Source organism: Oleiphilus sp. HI0132 (assembly GCF_001635845.1).
Genome location: NZ_LWGJ01000504.1, coordinates 1 through 948 on the forward strand (window position 1 = coordinate 1; position 948 = coordinate 948).

Genomic DNA, 948 nt, shown 5'->3' on the forward strand with positions numbered 1-948 from the left:
TTTAGTAATCGCTTCTTCATGGCTTCGAACCGTGGCATTTTCTGGCTGACGTAAGCCCAAGCGCTCAATCATTTGCTGGAAGCGCTCACGATCTTCTGCACGGTCGATTGCGTCTGGGCTAGTACCAATAATTGGCACTCCAGCTTCTTCTAAACCACGCGCAAGCTTAAGTGGCGTCTGACCGCCATAATGCACAATCACGCCCTTTGGCTTCTCTAGCTGAACGATTTCTAATACGTCTTCCAGGGTAATTGACTCAAAGTACAAACGGTCTGAAGTATCGTAATCCGTTGAAACCGTCTCTGGGTTACAGTTGATCATGATGGTCTCGTAACCGTCTTCACGCATGGCAAAGGCAGCATGAACACAGCAGTAATCGAACTCAATACCCTGGCCAATACGGTTAGGGCCACCACCGATAACAATGATCTTTTCTTTGTCAGTAACCTGAGACTCACACTCTTCTTCATAGGTTGAGTACATGTAAGCCGTGTTCGATGAGAATTCTGCAGCACAGGTATCAACACGCTTATAGACAGGGCGAATATCGAAGCCCTGACGTAGCGTACGCAATTCTTTCTCGGTAATACCAAGTAGCTCTGCCAAACGGTGATCAGCAAAACCCTTACGCTTAAGACGAAGCATCGCTTCAGCAGTCATGTCTGTGCGTGTCATATTCGATACAACACACTCTTCTTCAATCAAATCTTCAATCTGAACCAGGAACCAAGGGTCGATGCCGCTTAGCTTGTAAATTTCATCAACCGACATGCCAGAACGGAAAGCATCACCGACATACCAGATACGCTCGGCACTCGGGTTACGAAGCTCTCGAATCATCTCTGATTTAGCATCTTCAGAAGCCAGATCCAATTTCGGCTCGAAGCCGTAAGAACCGACTTCCAAACCACGTAAAGCTTTCTGTAGCGATTCCTGGAAGGTTCGGCC

Annotated in this window: 1 pseudogene; it reads right to left on the bottom strand. The window is 47.5% G+C overall.

Going from position 1 to position 948, the window contains the following annotated elements:
• A pseudogene (gene carB / locus A3766_RS06085) lies at positions 1 to 948 on the bottom strand (carbamoyl phosphate synthase large subunit); the annotation flags it as partial.